Genomic DNA, 16716 nt, shown 5'->3' with positions numbered 1-16716 from the left:
GTCCCGTCACGAGCCGTGACGGGACCACCCCACCCGAACCGCACCACCTACGCAGCCGCAAGCCGCCGAACGCAACAGGCGTGCCATCAACCCGCTAACGGCGCTGGGGGTCTTTGATCAGTTGGCGGGGTCCGGGGCAGAGCCCCGCGCCCGAAACGGGCACCCAACACGCCAACGGAACCACCTACCGAGACAGTTCGAGAGCCGGCTCCGCCCCTCGACGAGACCGGACGAACCGCCACCCCAAAAACAAAACCACAGCCAACACCGGAATGGACCAGAACGCGATCTTCTCAGCAGTCCCCGCGAACGCCATCTGCCCGATAACCAGCCCCAGGAACGCCAACGTCCCATAAGACGTGTAAGGAGCCCCAGGCATCCGATAAGAAGGCCGCACAACCTCCCCCGCCAACGCCTTCTTGCGCAACCGCAACTGACACACGATCAACGTCGCCCAAGTCGACACCACACCCAGAGAAGCAACAGCGATCGCGATGTCGAACGCTTCCTTCGGCACGATGTAGTTGAGAATGACACCGAACAGGTAAGCAGCCCCGGTGAACAGAATCCCGCCGGCGGGAACGTGCCGCGAGTTCATCCGCCCGGTGAACGCGGGCGCCTCCCCCTTCTGCGCCAACGACCGCAGAATCCGCCCGGTCGAGTAAAGCCCGGAGTTGCACGACGACAACGCGGCCGTGAGCACCACGGCGTTCATGATGTCGCCGACAGCCGGAATCCCCAGCGCCGAGAACACGGTGACGAACGGCGACTCGGTCCCGGTGAAGTGGTCCCACGGCAGCAGCATCGTCAGCAGCAACACCGAACCGACGTAGAACACGGCGATCCGGTAGACCACGCCGTTGATGGCCCGGGGCATGATCTTCTCGGGGTCCTTGGTCTCGCCGGCCGCGATGCCGACCAGCTCGATCGCCGAGTAGGCGAACACGACGGCCTGCAACGTCATCAGCGCCACGCCGAACCCGGCCGGGAACAACCCGCCGTGCCCCAGCGTGTTGGACACGGACGCCGTGGTGCCGCCGATGTCCGCGGCCCCGATCACCAGCCCGGTACCGACCACCAGGAACACGACGAGCGCGGTCACCTTGACGACCGAGAACCAGAACTCCAGCTCGCCGAACAGCTTGACCGACAACATGTTGACGGCGATCAGCACGACCAGGGCGACCAGCGCGGTGATCCACTGCGGCAGGTCCGGGAACCACTTGTGCATGTAGATCGCGACGGCGGTGATCTCGGCGATGCCCGTCATCGCCCAGTTCACCCAGTACATCCAGCCCGAGGTGAAGCCGGCCCACGGACCGATGAACTCGCGGGCGTACTCGACGAAGCTGCCGGCGACCGGGCGGTGGAGCACCAGCTCGCCCAGCGCGCGCATGACGAAGAACGCCGCGAGACCGCACAACGCGTAGGACAGGATCAGCGACGGCCCCGCCGTGGCGAGGCGTCCGCCCGCGCCCAGGAAGAGGCCGACGCCGATCGCGCCACCGATGGCGATCATCTGCACCTGGCGCTTGCTCAACGCCTTGGTGTAGCCGTCCGCATCGATTTCTGCAGAACTCACGAAGAGGTTCCCTCCGAAAACGGAAAAACGCTCGCGTCGGAACCTCCCGCGCCCCGACGCGCTGATGCGTTGGGACCCTAGTGAGTGGCGGTCATCACCAAGAAATCAGTTGGGGAAGCCTTAACGTAAGGGACGTCACACAGCGCCGCGTTCAGGTCGTCCCAAATGTCCTCGACGTGCTCCAGTCCCACGGAAATGCGCAGCAAATTGTCCGGAACGCCAGAAGCCCGCAGTTCTTCACCCGGAACGAGCCGATGTGTCAAAGCCGAGGGGTGCTCGATAAGGGTGCCGACGGAACCGAGCGACACGGCAGGCGTGATGAGCCGCAACCGTCGCACGACCTCGACAGGACAGCCGCGCACGCCGAACGCGATCATCGCCCCGGTCCCCCGCATCTGCCGGGACGCGGACGGGTAGCGGACGAACTCGACGGCGTCGTGCGAGGCCAGCCGGGAAGCCAGCACGGCGGCCGACCGGGACGCCGACTCGACCCGCAACGGCAACGTGGCGAGCCCGCGGTGCAGCAGGTAGCCGCCCAGCGGGTGCAGCACGGCGCCGGTGATGATCCGGACCTGCCGCAGCGCCGCCGCCCGTTCCTCGTCGCACGCCACGACGCCACCGAGGACGTCCCCGTGCCCGCCGAGGTACTTGGTGCCGGAGTGCAGGACGTACGTGGCGCCGTGCAGCGCCGGGTTCTGCAGGATCGGCGTGGCGAAGGTGTTGTCGACCATGACCGGCACGCCGCCGGCCTGCCGCACGACGTGCTCGATGTCGACCAGGTCGAGGTTGGGGTTGGCCGGCGTCTCGACGACGACGAGCCCGGTGTCCGGCCGGATCGCGGAGGCCACCAGTCCCGCCTCGACGTAGGTGGTCGTGACGCCCAGCAGACCCGACGACAGCAGGTGGTCGGTGCCGCCGTACAGCGGTCGCACGGCCACGACGTGCGGCTTCCCCGCCATCACGCAGGCGGCCTGGACCACGGCGGTCACCGCAGCCATGCCACTGCCGAACGCCACGGACGTCTCGGTGTGCTCCAGAGCCGCGAGCGCCTGCTCGAACCGCGCGACGGTCGGGTTGTGCAGCCGCGCGTAGACGGGCGAGGACGCCCGCGCGGCACCGGTGGCCCAGTCGCCCAGCGCCTGCCCGCCGAGAGCCTGGTCGGGCACGGGGTAGGTGGTGGACAGGTCGATGGGAGGAGCGTGCACGCCGAGCTCCGCGAGGTCGTCGCGGCCGCCGTGCACTGCGATGGTCTCGATGCGCGTCATGGCCCGAATGGTGGAGACTTCCTCGGCGGAGCGGGCGAGGAACCGCAGCCGATTCGGCGGAACGGAGAACAGCCGTGCTGGATGCGATCGACGAGGCCATCGTGCGAGAGCTGCGGAAGGACGCGCGGCTGCAGAACAAGGACCTGGCCGACCGCGTGAACGTCGCGCAGTCCACGGCGGTCGTGCGGCACCGGGCGTTGCGGGAGCGCGGGGTGATCACCGGTTACCACGCCGAGGTCGACCCGGCGGCGGTCGGCCAGCACGTGCAGGCGATGCTCGCGGTGAAGATCCGCCCGCACACCAAGGAGATCGTCGACCCGTTCATGGCCTACGTCCTGTCGTTGCCCGAGACGCTCGCGCTCTCCCACGTGACGGGCCCGGAGGACTTCCTCGTGCACGTCGCCGTGTCGGACGTCGGCCATCTGCAACGGCTCGTGCTCGACAAGTTCACGAGCCGCCGCGAGGTGACCGAGGTGCACACGAACCTGCTCTTCTCCCACGTCCGCAAGCACTAGCTGATGCCGAGGAACCTCAGCCCCGCGGTCGTGGCCGCAGCCAGCACGATGACCGCCACGAACGGCAGCTTCCGCCACGCCGCGAGCCCGCCCACCACGACACCGGCCGCGAGCGCCCAGCCGCCGAAGCTCTTGCCGTTCGTCAGCGCCGAGACCGCGACCAGTGCCAGCAGCAGCACGGTCGCGCTGGCGGAGATGATCTCGCGGACCCGGTCGGGCAACGTGACGCGGTCGCGCAGCAACGGGCCGGCGATCCGGATCGCGAACGTGCCCGCGGCGAGGATCAGGACTGCGGTGACGGGCACGGTTCCTCCTTCTTGCTGGTCCGGAACACGACCAGGCCGCCCAGCGCGAGCAGCACCGGCACCCCGGCGGGCAGGAACGGCGTGGCCGCGAGCGCGATCGCCGCGCCGGTGAGCGCCGCGTTGCGGGTGCCCGCGTGCTTGAGGGCGGGCAGGGTGAGCGCGAGCATGGCCGCCGGGAAGGCCGCGTCGAGCCCGAACGTCATCGGGTCGCCGATCGCCTGGCCCGCGAGCGCGCCGATGAGCACGCCCGTGTTCCAGGTGAAGAACAACGCGACGCCACACGCCCAGTAGGCCGCTCTCGCGCGTGAGGGGTCCCTCTGCGACATCGCGAAGGCCGTGGACTCGTCGATCAGCAGGTGGCTGCCGACGATCCGCGCCAGCCAGCCGTTGCCCAGCACGTCGCCGACCGCGAGCCCGAACGGCAGGTGCCGCGCGTTGAGCACGAGCCCGGCCAGCACCGCGGCGGCGGGACTGCCCCCGGCCGCGACGATCCCGACCGCCATGAACTGCGAGCCGCCCGCGAAGATCACCAGCGACATCAGCACCGGCATCCACCACGGCAGGCCGGAGCCGACCGAGATCGCGCCGAAGGAGGCGCCGGTCACCGCGGCACCCAGTGCGACCGCGGCGACGTCACGCAGGAGCCCTGAGTCGTATGAACCCCGATCAAGGGTTCGCCATATCGAACGCATCACCCGATACGATGAACAACGCAACGGGTGTTCGTCAAGCCGAACGGATGGTCTTCTGTGTCGAACGCACCACTCGACCTCATCGCGGCGAACCTCCGGCGCGAGCGCGACCGCAGCGGCCTCTCGCTCTCGGAGCTCGCCAAGAAGGCGGGCATCGCGAAGTCGACGCTCTCGCAGCTGGAGTCCGGCGGCGGCAACCCCAGCGTGGAGACCCTGTGGGCACTGGGCGTGGCGCTCGGCGTGCCGTTCAGCAGCCTGGTCGAACCGGCCGTGCCGCGCGTGCAGGTGATCCGTGCGGGCGAGGGCCCCGTCATCCACTCCGAACGAGCGCACTACGCCGCGACGCTGCTGGCCGCGTGCCGTCCCGGGACCAAGCACGACATCTACTGGCTGGCACTGGAACCGGGCGGTGCCCGCGAGTCGGCGCCGCACATGCCGGGCAGCGTGGAGCACATGATCGTGGCGTCCGGGCGGTGCCTGGCGGGGCTGGCGGACGACCCGGTGGAGCTCGGGCCCGGTGACTACATCGTGTACCCCGGCGACCTGCCGCACATCTGCAAGGCGCTGGAGCCGGGGACGGCGGCGATGATGGTCATGGAACACACCGTTTAGCACTTTTTGAGCACCCCTTGGCCGAAGTTCCTTACCCCGCTTGACGGTTTCGCCTCCGATCCGGCGCCGCCACGCTGGAGGGAAGTGAGGAAAAACCGAGGGGGAACCGTGACCACTCCTGCTCGTACCGCTCTGGTCGTGGCCGCCGCACTGGCGCTGTCCGGCATCACCGCGGGGACCGCGACCGCCACGGGCGTCGACGTCGTCGGCTCGTACACGTGCGTCACCTCGACAGGGCAGAGCGTGCCCGTGGGAGTCCACTTCGGCGGTGGCCTGCCCGACGACGTGGGACCCAACGGCGTGTCGTACGCGCAGGCCGCGCTGGTCGACCTGGACCTCGACATCACCAGTCTCGTGAGCGGCCGGGTCGACGGCGACAGCACGGCGGTGGTCGAGGCCTGGACCTCCGGTCCGGACAAGAAGCAGGCACTGGGCCGTCTGCGGTTCGCGGCCACGCACGACACGCCGTGGCTGCACGCGGCCGGTGGGCTGGACGCGCTCCACCTCAACCCCGCCGGCACCTACCGGATCCACCTCGGCGCGATCTCGATGTCGTTGCGCCCCAAGGCCTCCGACGGCTCCGCGCTCCCCGCGGTGGACGCCCGCTGCACGCCGGGCACCGGCGACTCGGTCGTGCTGGGATCGCTGCAGTCCTTCGGCCTGATCGCCGACCGCCCGCTGCGGCCGTACTCGCTCGCGGTGACCTCGACGACGGCGACCACGGCGACGCTGACGTGGGAAGCCAACCGCTGGTGGATGCCGACCGCCTACTACGAGGTCTACGTGAACAACACCGTGGTCGCGAAGCCGGTGGACAAGCAGGTGACCCTGACCGGGCTCGTGCCCGACGGCCAGTACCGGGTGAAGGTCGTGACCCGCGACACGACCGGCAGCGCTTCGCTGAAGAGCGAGGGCCTGGTGTTCTCCACCGATCCGGCCTGACCCGGACGAGGTGTTTCTTCCCACTTCACCGTATAGCAGAAGGGGGCCCTTGCCACAAGGCCCCGGGCGTGCCGCAAACTCATCGTCCTAAGCCGAGACAAGGGCGCTGTGGGGAGCACGTGGGTTACGAAGAAGAACTGCAGTCCGAGCGTGAATACGTGGCCGACCTGTACGCACGGCTCGATGGCGAACGTGCGCGCGTGAAGGCCGCTTACCAGTCCGCGCTGGGTGGCACCGGCGCGACCGCGATGGACCGTGACAACGAGGTGCGCGCCCGGCACCGCGAGATGAAGCGCCTGAACGTGGCCGACTACGGCCTGTGCTTCGGGCGGCTCGACAGCGTCGACGGCGACGTCTCCTACATCGGCAGGATCGGGCTCTTCGACGAGTTCGACGACTTCGAGCCGGTGCTGCTCGACTGGCGGGCGCCGGCCGCGCGGCCGTTCTACACCGCCACCGGCGCCAGCCCCGAGGGGCAGCGCCGCCGTCGCCAGTTCCTGACCCGGCGGCGTGCCGTGGCCGGGTTCACCGACGAGGTGTTCGGCAGGCTCGGCGAGGAGCAGGGCGACGTGGCCCTGCTGGAGGCGTTGAACGCGCCGCGCGGCGCGGGCATGCGCGACATCGTGGCGACGATCCAGGCCGAGCAGGACGCGATCATCCGGCTCGACCACCCCGGCGTGCTGGTGATCGAGGGCGGTCCCGGCACCGGCAAGACCGTCGTGGCGCTGCACCGGGTCGCGTACCTCATGTACACGCAACGCGAGCGCATGGAACGCCACGGCGTGCTCGTCGTGGGCCCGAACCCGGCGTTCCTCAACCACATCGGGCGCGTGCTGCCGTCGCTCGGCGAGTCGGACGTGGTGTTCTCGACCGCCGGCACGCTGCTGCCCGGCCTGGTCGCGACCGCGGAGGACGCGCCGGACGTCGCGCGGCTCAAGGGATCGCTGAAGATGGTCGAGGTGCTCAAGGCGGCGGTGGCGTCGTTGCAGCGCCTGCCGGCCGAGCCGCTCCCGATCGCGATCAAGGACGTCGTCGTGCCGATCACCGCCGACGTCGCCGAGTGGGCGCGGCAGGAGGCGCGGGACAGCGGGCTGCCGCACAACGAGGCCCGCAAGGTGTTCCGCGAGATCATCACCTACGTGCTGACCGAGCGGGCGATCGGCCGGATCGGCAAGGGCTGGATGTCGCGGTCGGACAAGCAGGCCTGGGAGGAGATGCGCGCCGGGCTGACGCACGACCTCGCCGACGACGACGGGTTCATCGCCGCGCTGGACGCGTTGTGGCCGGTGCTGACGCCGTTCGAGCTGCTGTCGTCGCTCTACGCGACTCCCGAGCTGCTGGCGGAGGCGGGCGGCGACCCGTCGTTGCACCGCCCGGCCGGCGAGCCCTGGACCGTGGCGGACGTGCCGTTGCTCGACGAGCTGCACGACCTGCTGGGCAAGGACGGCAGCGAGCAGGCCGAGGACCAGGCAGCGGCCGCCGCACGCGCCGCCGAGGCCACGTACGCGGCCGAGGTGCTGGAGAGCATGGTCAACCGCGTCGACCACATGGACGACGAGGACCACCTCCTCGCCACGGACATGATGTTCGCCGAGGACCTGGCCGAGCGCTTCGAGGAGCACGACCAGCGCTCCCTGGTGGAACGCGCCACCGCGGACAGGTCCTGGACCTACCGGCACGTGGTGGTCGACGAGGCGCAGGAACTGTCCGAAATGGACTGGCGGGTGCTGATGCGCCGCTGCCCCGGCCGTTCCTTCACGGTGGTGGGCGACCTGGCGCAGCGCCGTGCGGCGGCGGGTGCCACGTCGTGGGCCGAGATGCTGGAGCCCTACGTTCCAGGCCGGTGGGAATACCGTTCCCTGACGGTCAACTACCGCACGCCGGCGGAGATCATGGCCGTCGCGGCGCGGGTGCTGGCCGAGTTCGCGCCGGACGTGAAGGCGCCGGAGTCGGTGCGCGCCAACGGTGTCGAGCCGTGGGCGCGGCGGGTGTCACCGGACGAGATCCCGGCGGCCATCGAGGAGTTCTCGCTGGCGGAGAAGGACTTCGAGGGCACCAGCGTCGTGATCGGGCCGCCCGGCGTGCCCGGCACCGTGCCCGCGTCGGAGACCAAGGGCCTGGAGTACGACTCGGTGCTCGTCGTGGAACCGGAGCGGATCCTGGCCGACGGACCGCGCGGCGCTGCCGAGCTGTACGTGGCGCTGACCCGTGCCACGCAACGACTCGGCGTGCTGCATGTCAATGAATTGCCCACTCCGCTGTCCGGCCTTTCCCCTAGGCTCGTTCCTTCGAACCACGGGGGAAACGATGACGAGACCGCCACACGATCCGGAGCAACCGGATAACCCTTACGCGCCACCGCGAGGCCCCACTCGGCCGATCGGCAGCTTCGAGGTGCCCGAGCCGTTCATCGCGGTGGCGCCACCGGGAGAACCCGGCTCGGGCATCAAGATCGTCGCCGTGCTGGGCGTGTTCGCGCTGCTGCTCGGCGGCACGATCTTCTGGTTCTCGACCAAGGACACCCTCCACTTCAGCAGTGGAGGCGACAGCACGAAGGCACCGGTCGCGACGACCACGACCCTCCGGACGACCACGCCGCCGCCACCTCCGATCGCCGCACCGGGCGACTGCGTGTCGATGACCGGGCAGATGATGAACCCGGACTTCAGGAAGGTCCCCTGCGGCGAGCACAACTACACGGTCGCCAAGATCGTGGTGTCGCCGGCGGCGGACGAGAAGTGCGGGGACACCGACGGGTACGTGCAGTACAAGAACTACGGCGGCCCGACGGCGAAGTCGTTCTCGGTCTGCCTGGTCCCGGTGCTCGCCGACGGCGCCTGCTACGACGTCATGTTCAGCATGACGCAGGCGGCGTTGCCCCAGAGGGACTGCGGGAGCATCGGCACGGCACGGGTGAAGGTGCTCGCGAACACCGTCGACAAGGCGGCGTGCGGCCCGAACCCGGCGCTGGCACTGGCCTATCCGGAGACGAAGACGACGTACTGCTTCAGCCAGCCGTGAGAAGGGGCGCATCCCGCGGGAATGCGCCCCTTCCTCGTTCCGGTGCCTACCAGCCGCGCTCGGCCAGGCGGTGCGGCTCGGGCACGTCCTCGACGTTGATGCCCACCATGGCCTCGCCCAGGCCGCGCGAGACCTTGGCGATGACGTCCGGGTCGTCGTGGAAGGTGGTCGCCTTCACGATCGCCTCGGCGCGCTGGGCCGGGTTGCCGGACTTGAAGATGCCGGAGCCGACGAACACGCCCTCGGCGCCGAGCTGCATCATCATCGCGGCGTCGGCAGGGGTCGCGATGCCGCCGGCGGTGAACAGCACGACGGGGAGCTTGCCGTTCTGCGCGACCTCCTTGACCAGCTCGTACGGCGCCTGGAGCTCCTTGGCGGCGACGTAGAGCTCGTCCTCGGGGAGGTTCTGCAGGCGGCGGATCTCCTGGCGGATCCTGCGCATGTGCGTGGTGGCGTTGGAGACGTCACCGGTGCCGGCCTCGCCCTTGGAGCGGATCATGGCCGCGCCCTCGGTGATGCGGCGCAGGGCCTCGCCGAGGTTCGTCGCACCGCAGACGAACGGAACCGTGAAGGCCCACTTGTCGATGTGGTTGGCGTAGTCGGCCGGGGTGAGCACCTCGGACTCGTCGATGTAGTCGACGCCGAGCGAGGCGAGGACCTGGGCCTCGACGAAGTGGCCGATGCGGGCCTTGGCCATCACCGGGATCGAGACGGCGTCGATGATCCCGTCGATCAGGTCGGGGTCGCTCATGCGGGCGACGCCGCCCTGCGCGCGGATGTCGGCGGGCACGCGTTCCAGCGCCATGACGGCGACGGCGCCCGCGTCCTCCGCGATCTTCGCCTGGGTGGCGTCGACCACGTCCATGATCACGCCGCCCTTGAGCATCTCGGCCATGCCGCGCTTGACGCGGGCAGTGCCCGTGACCTGATCAGTGCTCACCCTGGGCACCCTTTCACGAGGGGAAGTTCCGGTGACCTCACCGTACGACCGCTGTGGCCCCCTTCCCCAAGCCACTGGAGCGCCGTTTCGGAAGGCCACTTTCACGATCAACGCTGGTAGGTGACGCCCGTCACGCAGCAGTGGTGTGAACGCCGGCCGGAGACCGGATGGGTCTCCGGGGTTGTCCCGAGGGACCAACGGGTGTGAGATCGAACACTACGACTTGACGGAGGTCGCCATGGGAAGCAAGAGCTCCGACAACGGCACATCGGCAGGCGCGGTCGCTGTGGACGACCCGGCCAAGGTCCGCAACGTCGTGCTCGTGGGCCCATCGGGCGCGGGCAAGACGACGCTCACCGAGGCCCTGCTCGCCAGCACGGGCGTGCTGACCCGTGCCGGTTCGGTCACCGAGGGAACCACGGTCTGCGACCACGACCCGGCCGCCGTGCGACAACAACGATCGGTAGGCCTCGCCGTGGCACCGGTCCAGCACGGGAACATCAAGATCAACCTGATCGACACCCCCGGCTACGTCGACTTCGTCGGGGAGCTCAGGGCAGGACTGCGGGCCGCGGACGCGGCCCTTTTCGTCGTCAACGCCTTCGAGGGCGTCGACGCCGCCACCATCACGTTGTGGGAGGAGTGCGCGCTCGTGGGCATGCCACGGGCTGTGGTCATCACACGCACCGACCACCACCGTGCGAACTTCGGCAACGAGGTCATCGAGTGCCAAGCCGCGTTCGGCGCGGGCGTCGTCCCGCTGTACGTGCAGGAAGGCGATCGGCTGATCGGCCTGCTGACCTCCGGTGAGAACTACCCGCAGGAGCAGGCGGCGTTGATCGAGGGGATCATCGCCGAGAGCGAGGACGAGACCCTCATGGACCGCTACCTGGCCGGCGAGGAGATCGACCAGGACACCCTGATCACCGACCTCGAGACCGCCGTCGCCCGCGGCTCGTTCCACCCCGTGATGCCCGTGTGCGCCGCGACCGGCATGGGTCTGACCGAGCTGCTGGACGGCATCGCGCGCGCGTTCCCGTCACCGCTGGAGCACGAAGTCCCGTCCGTGACCTCCGTGGACGGCATTCCCCACCCGCGCATGGCCGTCGACCCGGACGGGCCACTCGTGGCCGAGGTGGTCCGCACCGCAGTGGACTCCTACGTCGGCCGCGTGTCGCTGGTCCGCGTCTTCTCGGGAACCCTGCGCCCCGAACGCCCCGTGCACGTCTCCGGCCACGGCATGGCCGACCGCGGCCACGAGGACCACGACGCCGACGAACGCGTCGCCCACATCTACTCGCCGCTGGGCGCGTCCCTGCGCGAGGTCCCGTACTGCGTGGCGGGCGACCTGTGCGCCCTGACCAAGCTGACGACCGCCGAGACCGGCGACACCGTCTCCGCGCCGGACCAGCCGCTGCTGATGGCTCCGTGGGACATGCCGGAACCCCTGCTGCCCGTGGCCGTCGTCCCCCGCACCCGCAGCGACGAGGACAACCTGGCCCGCAACCTCAACCGCCTGGTCGCGAGCGACCCGACCCTGCGCCTCGACCGCAACGCCGAGACCCACCAGATGGTCCTGTGGTGCATGGGCGAGGCGCACGCCGACGTCGTCCTGGCCCGCCTGCGCGCGGGCGGCGCCGAGATCGACACCGAACCGGTGCGCGTGCCGTTCCGCGAGACCTTCGCCGGGTCGGCGAAAGGGCATGGCCGGCACGTGAAGCAGTCCGGCGGGCACGGCCAGTACGCGGTGTGCGACATCGTGGTGGAACCGCTGCCGCGCGGCGCGGGGTTCGAGTTCGTCGACAAGATCATCGGCGGCGCCATCCCGCACCAGTTCATCCCCTCCGTCGAGAAGGGCGTGCGCGCACAGCTCGAACGCGGCCTGCACGACGGGACGCCGGTCGTGGACGTGCGCGTGACTCTCGTCGACGGCAAAGCACATTCGGTCGACTCGTCCGACGCCGCGTTCCAGATGGCCGGGTCGCTGGCGTTGAAGGAAGCGGCCTCCATCGGGCGGACCCAGCTGCTGGAACCGATGGACGAGGTCGCGATCCGGCTGCCCGACGAACACCTCGGCACCGTGCTCGGCGACCTGTCCGGACGACGCGGGCGCGTGCTCGGCACCGAGGCCGACGAGGGCGGGCGGACGTTGATCCGCGCCGAGGTGCCGTCGTCGGAGCTGCTGCGGTACGCGATCGAGCTGCGGGCGCTGACCTCGGGGACGGGGACGTTCACCCGTCACTTCTCGCGGTACGACCCGTTGCCGGAGGCGTTGGCGGCGCGCGCCGGCAAGTAGATGCCCAGGGCGGGTCGCCGCCGGTGCGACCCGCCCTGCTTCGCTCTAGGTGTTCTGGGGGAACCCCAGGTTCACGCCACCGTGCGAAGGATCCAGCCACCGCGACGTGACCACCTTCGACCGCGTGAAGAAGTGCACCCCGTGCGGCCCATAAGCGTGCGAGTCGCCGAACAACGACTCCTTCCACCCGCCGAACGAGTAGTACGCGACGGGCACCGGGATCGGCACGTTCACGCCGACCATGCCGACCTCGATCTCGTTCTGGAACCGCCGCGCCGCCCCGCCGTCGTTGGTGAAGATCGCGGTGCCGTTGCCGTACCGGTTCTCGTTCACCAGCTCGACGGCGTCCTCGTAGGTGCCGCACCGCACGACCGACAGCACCGGTCCGAAGATCTCGTCGGTGTAGACCGACATCTCCGGGCCGACGTGGTCGAACAGCGTGGGCCCGAGCCAGAAGCCGCTCGCCTCGCCGTCGATCGGGTGGTCGCGGCCGTCGACCGCCAGCACCGCGCCCTCCGCCACGCCGGTGTCCAAATAGGACGTCACCTTGTCGCGGTGCGCGCCGGTGACCAGCGGCCCCATCTCGCAGGAGGAACCGGCGCCCACCTTGACGTCGGCGATCCGCGACTTGATCTTCTCGACCAACGAGTCTGCGGACGAACCGACGGCGACGACCACCGAGATCGCCATGCAGCGCTCCCCCGCCGAGCCGAAGCCCGCGGACACCGCCGCGTCCGCCGCCAGGTCGAGGTCGGCGTCCGGGAGGACGACCATGTGGTTCTTGGCGCCGCCCAACGCCTGCACGCGCTTGCCGTGCGCGGTGCCGGTCTCGTAGACGTAGCGGGCGATCGGGGTGGAGCCGACGAACGAGATCGCCTTCACCGCCGGGTGTTCGAGGAGCCGGTCGACGGCCACCTTGTCGCCGTGCACGACGTTCAGCACGCCGTCCGGCAGTCCGGCCTCGGCGAAGAGCTCGGCGATGAAGATCGACGCCGACGGGTCCTTCTCCGACGGTTTGAGCACGACGGTGTTGCCGCAAGCGATTGCGGTCGGCACGAACCACAGCGGGACCATGGCGGGGAAGTTGAACGGCGAGATCACGCCGACCACCCCGACCGGCTGCTGGATCGAGTAGACGTCGACGCGCGTCGAGGCGTTCTCGCTGAAGCCGCCCTTGAGCAGCTGCGGGATGCCGCACGCGTACTCGACGGACTCCAGTGCCCGCTGGATCTCGCCACCGGCGTCGGACACGACCTTGCCGTGCTCCGCGGAGACGATCTTCGCGAGGTCGGTCTTGCGGTCGTTCAGGAGCTCGCGGAACTTGAACATCACCGACGACCGCTGCGCCAGGGACGCGTTGCGCCAGGACGCAAACGCTTCCGCGGCCGCGTCAACCGCAGCGTCCACTTCGGACACCGACGCGAACGCGACCTGCGTGGCCACCTTGCCGGTCGTCGGGTCGTAGACGTCGCCCAGCCGTTCCGTGGCGCCGTCCCAGGGCTTGCCGGCGATCCAGTGCTTGATCATGCGCGCTCCACCGCCCGCGCCAGGATGCCCAGCGCCTCTTCCAGCTCGTCCTCGGTCAGCGTCATCGGCGGCGCGAGCCGGATCACGTTGCCGTACAAGCCTCCCTTGCCCACGAGGAGCCCGAGCGCCTTCGACTCGGCGAGAACGGTGGCCGCCGCCGCGGCGTTCGGCTCGCCCTCCGGGCCGACGAGCTCGACGCCGACCATCAGGCCCTTGCCGCGCACGTCGCCGATCACCGGGTGCTTCTCGGCCAGCTCGCGGAGCCCGCTCAGCAGCCGCGAGCCGAGCTTGGCCGCGTTGGCCTGGAGATCGTGCTCCAGCAGGTAGTTCACGGTCGCGAGGGCGCCGGCCGTGGAGATCGGGTTGCCGCCGAACGTGGAGATCGAGTTGGCGTTGATCGAGTCCATCAGGTCGCCGCGCGCGACCACGCCGCCGATCGCGAGACCGTTGCCGAGGCCCTTGGCGAACGTCATCGCGTCCGGCACCACGTCGTGCGCCTGGATGCCCCAGAAGTGCTCGCCGGTGCGGCCCCAGCCGGTCTGCACCTCGTCGGAGACGAACAGGATGCCGTACTCGTCGAGCACGTCCTTGAACGCGCGGAACAGGCCGTCGGGCGGGGACGTGAAGCCGCCGACGCCCTGGATCGGCTCGGCGATCATGCAGGCGACGTCGCCGGACGTGGTGGTCTCGATGATCTCGCGCAGGTCGTCGACGCACGCCTTGACGTAGTCGGCGTCGCTCAAGGACTTGAACGGCGACCGGTAGCGGTAGCCGCCGTGCACCCAGCTGACCTTGATCGGCGAGAGGGCGGACGCGGACCAGCCGCGGTTGCCGGTGATGGCGATCGTGGCGAACGCGCGGCCGTGGTAGCTGTTGCGCAGGGCCAGGACCTGCTCGCTGCGGCGGGCCTGGGTGGCGAGCATCAGCGCGGTCTCGTTGGCCTCGGTGCCGGAGTTGGTGAAGAACACCTTGGCGTCGGGGATGCCGGAGAGCTCGGCGATCTTCTCCGCGAGCTCGACCTGGGACTTGATCAGGTACAGCGTCGAGCTGTGCAGGACGCCGGTGTCGAGCTGCGAGCGGATGGCGTCGCTGATCTCCGCGACGTCGTAGCCGATGGCGTTGGTCAGGATGCCCGCGAAGAAGTCGAGGTAGGTCGTGCCCTCGCGGTCGGTCACACGGCGCCCCTCGGCGCTCGCGATCTCGATGGGCTCGTCGTAGTAGAGGGCCAGCCACTTCGGCATCACCGCGCGGTGTCGTGCCAGCAGCTCCTTGTGGGCCATCACGTCCTCCAGGGGTCTACGCCTGCCCTCGGAGTGTCCTGGCGCGCCAGGTCCGCCGCCATGCACAACCTGTACCCGGATCGGCTGGTTGGCATTACGTTGTGTCCATGTACCCGACGGTCGCGGAAGTCGTCGCTCTGCCGGTGATCCGGCAGGGCAAGCCGCGTCTGGTGGCCGGGTCGGCCGGACTGTCGCGACGCGTCCGCTGGGTGCATGTGGCGGAGATCGCAGACATCGCGCCGCTGCTGCGCGGCGGCGAGCTGGTGCTCACGACGGGCGTGATGCTGCCCGAGTCCGGACTCGCTCGTTACGTCGAGGAGCTGGCCGCCGTCGGCTGCGCCGGGCTGGTCGTCGAGCTGGGGCGGCGGTGGCGCGACGACGTGCCCACGGCCCTGGTCACCGAGGCCGAACGGCACGGGTTGCCGCTGGTCACGCTCACGGAGGAGACCAAGTACGTCGCCGTGACCGAGGCGGTCGTCGGGCTGATCGTGGACGCCCAGCTGGCCGAGCTGCGGGCCGCCGAGCAGGTGCACGAGACGTTCACGGCACTCACGGTCGCCGGCGCCGAACCGGCCGAGGTGTTGCGCGAGGTCGCCCGCACGTCCGGGCTGCCGGTCGTCCTGGAGACGCTCGGCCACGACGTGCTCGCCTACGACGCGGCCGGGCACGACCCGGTGACCCTGCTGGACGACTGGGCGGCGCGGTCGCGGGCCGTCACGGTGTCCGAACGCACCGCCTACGACACGGCATCGGGCTGGTTGATCACGATCGTCGGCGCGCGCGGAGCGGACTGGGGCCGGCTCGTGCTCGTCTCCCCGGAACCGCCGCCGCACCGGCACGTCGTCGTCGCCGAACGCGCGGCATCGGCCTTGGCCGTGCACCGGCTGGTGGCACGGGACCGCGAGTCGTTGGAACGGCAGACGCACCGCACGTTGCTCGCCCAGCTGCTCGGCCAGTCACCTTCGGCGCCGGACCTCGGCGCGCGGGCGGCCGCGCTGGGCGTGCCGCTGGAACGCCGGCAGCTCATCGGCGTGGCGATCCGGCCGGTGTCGGTGCTGCAGGGACAAACCCTTGCCACGCAGGAGGTTCTGCGTGATCTCGCCGAAGCCACCGCGCTGGCGGGACGACGGGTGACGGTCGCGGCGCTCGTCGGCGTCGTGGACGACACGTCGGTGCGCGCGTTGCTGTCGGTACCGATGACCGTGGGCGTGGAAGGGGTTCTGCGCAAGGTCGCGCGCGAGATCCACCGGACGGCGGCGTCTCCCGTGGTGATCGCCGTCGGCACGACCGTGACATCCACATCGGACGTTCGCCGGTCGCTCGGCGAGGCGGCGCACGTGGCCGGAGCGGCGCTGCGGGCACCGGGATCGCAGCTCTACCACCGGCTCGACGACGTGCGGCTGCGCGGCCTGCTGCACCTGTTGCGCGACGACGAGCGGATGCGGGCGTTCGCGGACCGCGAGCTGGGCCCGTTGCTGGCCCGCGACGCGGCGCAGGGTTCGCGGCTGGTGGAGCTGCTGCGGTGCCTGTGCGAGAACAGCGGCAACAAGTCGGCGGCCGCGGCGGCGGCACACCTGTCGCGCACCGCGTACTACCAGCAGCTGGGGCGGATCGAGCAGGTTCTCGGCGTCTCGCTGGAGGACCCGGAGTCCGTGCTGTCGCTGTACGTCGCGCTGCTGGTGCACGAAATGGGCCCGTAGTGCTGCGGTCCGGCGTCAGGCCGGGCCGCACCACCACGG

The 16716-nt window shown here is 70.0% G+C and carries 14 protein-coding genes; 7 read left to right on the top strand and 7 right to left on the bottom strand.

Translation table 11 applies throughout. The features are described 5' to 3' along the window. Positions 1–184: 184 nt before the first annotated feature. Together ACFWV3_RS43005 and ACFWV3_RS43000 are read right to left on the bottom strand one after the other, a co-directional pair. Positions 185–1519: an amino acid permease gene (locus ACFWV3_RS43005; protein ID WP_382419747.1), complete on the bottom strand. Its 1335-nt coding sequence runs from the start codon at positions 1517–1519 to the stop codon at positions 185–187. A gap of 140 nt (positions 1520–1659) precedes the next feature. Beyond that, entirely contained in the window at positions 1660–2847 is a 1188-nt protein-coding gene (locus ACFWV3_RS43000; protein WP_382419745.1) for a trans-sulfuration enzyme family protein, read from the bottom strand. 74 nt (positions 2848–2921) lie between these two features. Here ACFWV3_RS43000 and ACFWV3_RS42995 point away from each other — a divergent pair, with 74 nt between their 5' ends. After that, positions 2922–3362, top strand: coding sequence for an Lrp/AsnC family transcriptional regulator (locus ACFWV3_RS42995; RefSeq protein ID WP_382419744.1), 441 nt, complete (start codon positions 2922–2924; stop codon positions 3360–3362). Here the strand turns inward: ACFWV3_RS42995 and ACFWV3_RS42990 are convergent. Together ACFWV3_RS42990 and ACFWV3_RS42985 are read right to left on the bottom strand one after the other, a co-directional pair. Further along, on the bottom strand, positions 3359–3667 hold the full coding sequence (locus ACFWV3_RS42990) for an AzlD domain-containing protein (protein WP_382419743.1): 309 nt from the start codon (positions 3665–3667) through the stop codon (positions 3359–3361). The two genes, ACFWV3_RS42995 and ACFWV3_RS42990, sit on opposite strands and share 4 nt — an antisense overlap. Then, a complete protein-coding gene (locus tag ACFWV3_RS42985; RefSeq protein ID WP_382419742.1) occupies positions 3646–4359 on the bottom strand; it encodes an AzlC family ABC transporter permease in 714 nt (237 codons plus the stop codon). Before ACFWV3_RS42985 ends, ACFWV3_RS42990 begins: the two co-directional genes overlap by 22 nt. 57 nt (positions 4360–4416) lie before the next feature. Here ACFWV3_RS42985 and ACFWV3_RS42980 point away from each other — a divergent pair, with 57 nt between their 5' ends. The 4 genes from ACFWV3_RS42980 (at position 4417) to ACFWV3_RS42965 (ending at position 8934) form a co-directional block, all read left to right on the top strand. Continuing rightward, positions 4417–4971 carry a helix-turn-helix domain-containing protein gene (locus ACFWV3_RS42980; RefSeq protein WP_382419741.1) on the top strand — a complete coding sequence of 185 codons (555 nt, stop codon included), beginning with the start codon at positions 4417–4419 and terminating at the stop codon, positions 4969–4971. A gap of 108 nt (positions 4972–5079) precedes the next feature. Beyond that, complete coding sequence (locus ACFWV3_RS42975; RefSeq protein ID WP_382419740.1) at positions 5080–5913, top strand: fibronectin type III domain-containing protein; 834 nt, start codon at positions 5080–5082, stop codon at positions 5911–5913. A 158-nt stretch (positions 5914–6071) separates the two neighbouring features. Further along, positions 6072–8258: an RNA polymerase recycling motor ATPase HelR gene (helR, locus tag ACFWV3_RS42970; RefSeq protein ID WP_382419739.1), complete on the top strand. Its 2187-nt coding sequence runs from the start codon at positions 6072–6074 to the stop codon at positions 8256–8258. Positions 8259–8307: 49 nt separating this feature from the next. Further along, entirely contained in the window at positions 8308–8934 is a 627-nt protein-coding gene (locus tag ACFWV3_RS42965; RefSeq protein ID WP_382419738.1) for a hypothetical protein, read from the top strand. Positions 8935–8980: 46 nt separating this feature from the next. On the opposite strand, the gene pdxS is transcribed toward ACFWV3_RS42965, so the two are convergent. Beyond that, positions 8981–9874 carry a pyridoxal 5'-phosphate synthase lyase subunit PdxS gene (gene pdxS, locus ACFWV3_RS42960; RefSeq protein WP_382419737.1) on the bottom strand — a complete coding sequence of 298 codons (894 nt, stop codon included), beginning with the start codon at positions 9872–9874 and terminating at the stop codon, positions 8981–8983. A 238-nt stretch (positions 9875–10112) separates the two neighbouring features. Between pdxS and ACFWV3_RS42955 the strand changes: the two genes are divergently transcribed. Continuing rightward, positions 10113–12170: an elongation factor G-like protein EF-G2 gene (locus tag ACFWV3_RS42955; RefSeq protein ID WP_382419736.1), complete on the top strand. Its 2058-nt coding sequence runs from the start codon at positions 10113–10115 to the stop codon at positions 12168–12170. A 45-nt stretch (positions 12171–12215) separates the two neighbouring features. On the opposite strand, the gene ACFWV3_RS42950 is transcribed toward ACFWV3_RS42955, so the two are convergent. Both ACFWV3_RS42950 and ACFWV3_RS42945 read right to left on the bottom strand, forming a co-directional pair. Further along, entirely contained in the window at positions 12216–13697 is a 1482-nt protein-coding gene (locus tag ACFWV3_RS42950) for a CoA-acylating methylmalonate-semialdehyde dehydrogenase (RefSeq protein WP_382419735.1), read from the bottom strand. Further along, positions 13694–14977 (bottom strand): aspartate aminotransferase family protein, encoded by a 1284-nt coding sequence (locus tag ACFWV3_RS42945; protein WP_382419734.1) that lies wholly within the window; start codon positions 14975–14977, stop codon positions 13694–13696. The genes ACFWV3_RS42950 and ACFWV3_RS42945 overlap by 4 nt, the downstream gene beginning before the upstream one ends. Before the next feature lie 107 nt (positions 14978–15084). Here ACFWV3_RS42945 and ACFWV3_RS42940 point away from each other — a divergent pair, with 107 nt between their 5' ends. Next, the gene (locus ACFWV3_RS42940) at positions 15085–16677 is read left to right on the top strand and encodes a PucR family transcriptional regulator (RefSeq protein ID WP_382419733.1); all 1593 of its coding nucleotides are present in this window, start codon (positions 15085–15087) and stop codon (positions 16675–16677) included. Positions 16678–16716: the final 39 nt, after the last annotated feature.

Origin of the sequence: Lentzea sp. NPDC059081, from assembly GCF_042738015.1 — a bacterium.
Classification (GTDB): domain Bacteria; phylum Actinomycetota; class Actinomycetes; order Mycobacteriales; family Pseudonocardiaceae; genus Lentzea.
Note: the sequence above shows the minus strand (reverse complement) of the source record. Positions and strands in the feature narration are given on the sequence as shown.